The 3,863-nt window shown below is 55.7% G+C and carries 4 protein-coding genes and 1 pseudogene; 4 read left to right on the top strand and 1 reads right to left on the bottom strand.

Annotation, left to right across the window (positions count from 1 at the left end; all coding sequences use genetic code 11):
- Positions 1–160: 160 nt before the first annotated feature.
- From ACSHXH_RS19010 to ACSHXH_RS19020, 3 genes and pseudogenes are all read left to right on the top strand, one after another.
- Positions 161–1,522: an ISNCY family transposase gene (locus tag ACSHXH_RS19010; protein WP_435673372.1), complete on the top strand. Its 1,362-nt coding sequence runs from the start codon at positions 161–163 to the stop codon at positions 1,520–1,522.
- A 173-nt stretch (positions 1,523–1,695) separates the two neighbouring features.
- Positions 1,696–1,939: pseudogene (locus ACSHXH_RS19015) on the top strand (helix-turn-helix domain-containing protein); the annotation flags it as partial.
- Between the two features lie 216 nt (positions 1,940–2,155).
- Positions 2,156–2,368, top strand: a complete 213-nt coding sequence (locus ACSHXH_RS19020) for a helix-turn-helix domain-containing protein (protein ID WP_435673373.1) — start codon at positions 2,156–2,158, stop codon at positions 2,366–2,368.
- A 237-nt stretch (positions 2,369–2,605) separates the two neighbouring features.
- Here the strand turns inward: ACSHXH_RS19020 and ACSHXH_RS19025 are convergent, their stop codons facing one another.
- Positions 2,606–3,184, bottom strand: a complete 579-nt coding sequence (locus ACSHXH_RS19025) for a hypothetical protein (protein WP_435673374.1) — start codon at positions 3,182–3,184, stop codon at positions 2,606–2,608.
- Positions 3,185–3,316: 132 nt separating this feature from the next.
- Here ACSHXH_RS19025 and ACSHXH_RS19030 point away from each other — a divergent pair, with 132 nt between their 5' ends.
- On the top strand, positions 3,317–3,631 hold the full coding sequence (locus ACSHXH_RS19030; RefSeq protein ID WP_435673375.1) for a hypothetical protein: 315 nt from the start codon (positions 3,317–3,319) through the stop codon (positions 3,629–3,631).
- The last annotated feature ends 232 nt before the right edge of the window (positions 3,632–3,863 follow it).

A 3,863-nucleotide genomic window follows, 5' to 3' on the forward strand; every position in this document is an offset into this window, starting at 1 on the left:
GAGAGCAAGTTGATGGAAATACGCAACCGATTGGAGTAAAAGACAATATCAGAACTTTGCGCTTCAGCGTGAGTTCACAACAGCAAAGTTAGAATGTCTCACATTTGCAAAGTAGAAGTGTCACACTTCCCTGTTGATCTAACAGGATTGGAGTGTGTCTGTGGGATTGGTGATCATGAGCGAGCGCGAACTGAACCGCATAGAAGTACTGAGCCAGGTGAGCCAAGGCCGGATGACGGCTGTGACGGCCGCCAATGTGCTTGGATTGAGCCGCAGACAAGTTCACCGTCTTCTGAAGACATTTCAGGCTGACGGTCCGGCGGCGATCCGGCACAAGGCGCGCGGTCGGGCTTCGAACAATCGGATCGACCCGGCGGTCCGTGATTTTGCGGTGACGCTGGTTCGGGAGACCTACATCGATTTTGGACCGACCTTGGCTGCTGAGATGCTGGCTGAACATCACGGGTTGAAGGTTTCGCGCGAGACGGTTCGCAAGTGGATGCAGGATGCCGGGATCTGGCTGTCGCGCAGACAACGCAGAACGTTTCATCAGCCACGATTACGCCGGGAATGCTATGGTGAATTGATCCAGATAGATGGATCGGATCATCACTGGTTTGAAGATCGCGGCCCTGCCTGCACCTTGCTTGTCTTCATCGACGATGCGACCAGCACGTTGATGCATCTGGAGTTTGTGACGTCTGAAAGCACGTTTAGCTACTTCGGCGCGCTGGAGGCTTATCTGCATGCGCATGGACGCCCGGTGGCGTTCTACAGCGACAAACACACGGTGTTCCGCGTCGCGAGCCAAGGCGCGAAGTCAGGCCATGGCATGACCCAGTTCGGCCGGGTTTTGAACGAGCTCAACATCGAGATCCTCTGCGCGAACAGCAGCCAAGCCAAGGGTCGTGTTGAACGCGCCAACCGGACGCTTCAGGATCGGCTGGTGAAAGAGTTGCGCTTGGCGGGCATCTCGGACATGCAATCCGCCAACGCCTTCCTTCCGATGTTCATGGAGCGGTACAATGCAAGGTTCGCCAAGGCCCCGCGCCGTCCGGACGATCTGCATCGCGCGCTGAATGTGGAGCCGGATCGGCTGGCGGATATTCTGTGCTTTCGCGATGAACGCTATGTCGGCCAGCAACTGGCCTTTTCCTACCAGCGGCTGCGGATCATCCTGCAAGAGAACGAGATCACCCGTGGCCTGCCCGGCAAGTATGTTGACACCTACGAGTTTGCTGACGGTCGTCTGGAATTCCGCTGGAAGGGCGTGTCGCTCCCCTACTCCGTCTTCGACAAGGACCAGCGTGTCACCCATGCGGCAATCACCGAGAACAAGCACCTGAGCGCAGTGTTGGAGCACATCAAAGCGGAACAGGACAAGGCTCCGCCAAAGAAACGCCGAGCGGGAAAGCAGCGTTCTCGGTATGAGCCGACCGGGCGCCGGAATACAGGCTGGAACAGCCTTGCAGACCAAAAGCGCATCGCCGATCGCAAAGCCAGCAAGGGCTGCGATAGCTGAGGTCTTCGCCCTGTCAGGCTTTGCTTCCCTCAGCGCTTTTGGTGACATTTCTACTTTGCAAACCGAGTGACATTTCTACTTGGTTGCAACAAATGCTTTGTAGCTGGGCACATTCTACCCTGAAGTGCGACTCCTGTTAAAAAAAAATAAGTTATCTAATAGGAATTTATGGCATGGGAGCTGTTTACACGCAGCTTTTGCTTCAGGAACGACCCAAGATTGAGGATTGGTGGCACGCAAAAGTTCTTGTCCGCGGGATGGCGCGTCCTGAAGGGCCACAAATCGACAATTTTCCGAGAGATCAAACGCAACTTCTGGGCGGATGACTCGCTACCGAAGAACTATGCCGGATACTTCGGACACGCGGCACAACTACAGACGCAGAAGCGTCGCAATGCACAACGCAAGCTGAGGCACATTCTTGAATTCGTCCTATACACCTCCCTGTGGACGACCAACTGGCGGCATCAGCCCATCCGGTGCTGTCCTTTTTCCTGATGACCCCAAGGCCTACAGTAACCGCATCGAAGCCGTGCTTTACTGAAGCGCGATTGATGAATTTCTTTCTCAACCCTTGCGATTGTAGAGTATACTCCGTCGCAATATAGGCCGAATTGCCGTCACTGCTTTCGCATGAAGTTGCGAGAGCGCGTTGGATTGAACCTGCAAAGCCTGAGGCGCAGCCGCGACCTGAGTCAGGAGAAGCTTGCGCTGCTCGCAGAGATTGATCGGGGTTACGTGGGCAAGATAGAAAACGCACACTACTCCGTGTCCGTAGATATGATTGAACAACTCGCGGACGCACTCGAGGTTGATCCGATCGAGTTCTTCCAGCCACGCGGCTAGATCCCACCCTTTATTTCACTACCAGTTAAGAAGATCACTATTGAAACAGCTAAGACTAAGCGCCGACCCGTTTCAGGAGGGCTATGCGGTTGTAGAAGAGCGCGAGACCCATGTCTTTACTGACTTCAGATGGAACACCGGTGTCGTGTGGCGGGATTGGAAGGTGGATCCCAAGACCGTGGACCTTGAGTGTGTGACAACCAGGCCTTTTTCGCTCGATGTGCAGCAGGATGATAGTCAATAGAAGAACCATTCCGAGCGCGCCATGGTGCCCTCATAGTCTCCATATTCGACCATGATTCCGCGCGTGAACTGGGTTCCCAGGACATAACTGGCCGGCAATGCTACGACCTGTCCGTTTTCCGTCACGAACATGCTTGGCCATCTCACTAGCGAGCCGTGCACAGATTGCAGTGAACGGCATGACTTGTTGTCCCGGTCACAGGACCGGATCGACCAATCCCATTGCTTGGGTTCGTCCTCGGGCTCATAGGCTCTTCCCGTAAACCAGACTGTTCGTGTCCGGTTCAGCCAATCGTATTCGGGAAGATTGGTGTCAACCGCGCCCTCTCCACCGGGCCCACCCAGTTCGACCGGCACATGGGCATAGGTACAGACCCCAAAGGGCGGCAGGCTCGGCCAGGGGGTGATCCGCTGAATCATCTTCCGGTAAGCCCGCGCGCAGACGGCGCTCGGAGGGAACCCGCCAGCCATGCAGAGAATGATCGCACAATCGATGTCATAGGCCTGCGCCTTCTGCGGAGCTGCGATCACTGCCATCACGCACATCGCCGCCGCCATCACCTCTCGTCTCATGTCGCTCTCCCGCAAAAGTTGCGCCAACTATCGTGCACTATGTATTTTTACGCAATATGACGTATTGACTCCATATGACTTTATGGTCTTAGTGTCGTGCAGTAGAAGGGCTCTCAACGGGAGAGTCCAAACATGCCGATAGCACGCAACCAAATTCTGATCACCATCGATGGTGTCAAAGACCTGTCCGAGAAGGGCATTGCGTTCCGCTGTCGATATGAGCTCGTGGGGTTCACGGACGATGGCAAGCCACGCTACCAGTGCATCTACATGCGCAAAGGCGAGCCGGACGCCATTCTGGTCTCGACCCGGATCACCCCACACGGGCCGGAGCCGCGGTATTTCAACATATGGCCGGGGCTCTTCAAACATCATCTCGAGTTCGGTGACGGGCGCGATCTGTGCTTTGGTCCTGACTATCAGCTCACCCTCAAGGAGCGCGGCTGACGTTATTGCGTTCGGCCGTGACGGCACGGTTCGCACCTCCGGCTGGACCTTCCACGGGGAGCGTCCAGGTTGGGCGGGTCACGAGACTACCCCAAAGACTGAGCCTGTCGCAATATCTCTTGATGAAGCAAGACCGTCGGGGCGCGACTACATCCTTGGACCTGTCGCGGTTTGGTGCCGCTCCTTTGATAGCATAATGTGCAGCAAAGGAGACGAACTATGGGCACGGGAA

The sequence above is a fragment of the Marivita sp. genome (genome assembly GCF_051251565.1).
GTDB lineage: Bacteria > Pseudomonadota > Alphaproteobacteria > Rhodobacterales > Rhodobacteraceae > Marivita.

Excerpts from the sequence above, each read along its gene's own strand:
- ACSHXH_RS19020 (WP_435673373.1), top strand. The coding sequence starts at position 2,156 with ATGAAGTTGCGAGAGCGCGTTGGATTGAACCTGCAAAGCCTGAGGCGC.
- ACSHXH_RS19025 (WP_435673374.1), bottom strand. The coding sequence starts at position 3,184 with ATGAGACGAGAGGTGATGGCGGCGGCGATGTGCGTGATGGCAGTGATC.
- ACSHXH_RS19030 (WP_435673375.1), top strand. The coding sequence starts at position 3,317 with ATGCCGATAGCACGCAACCAAATTCTGATCACCATCGATGGTGTCAAA.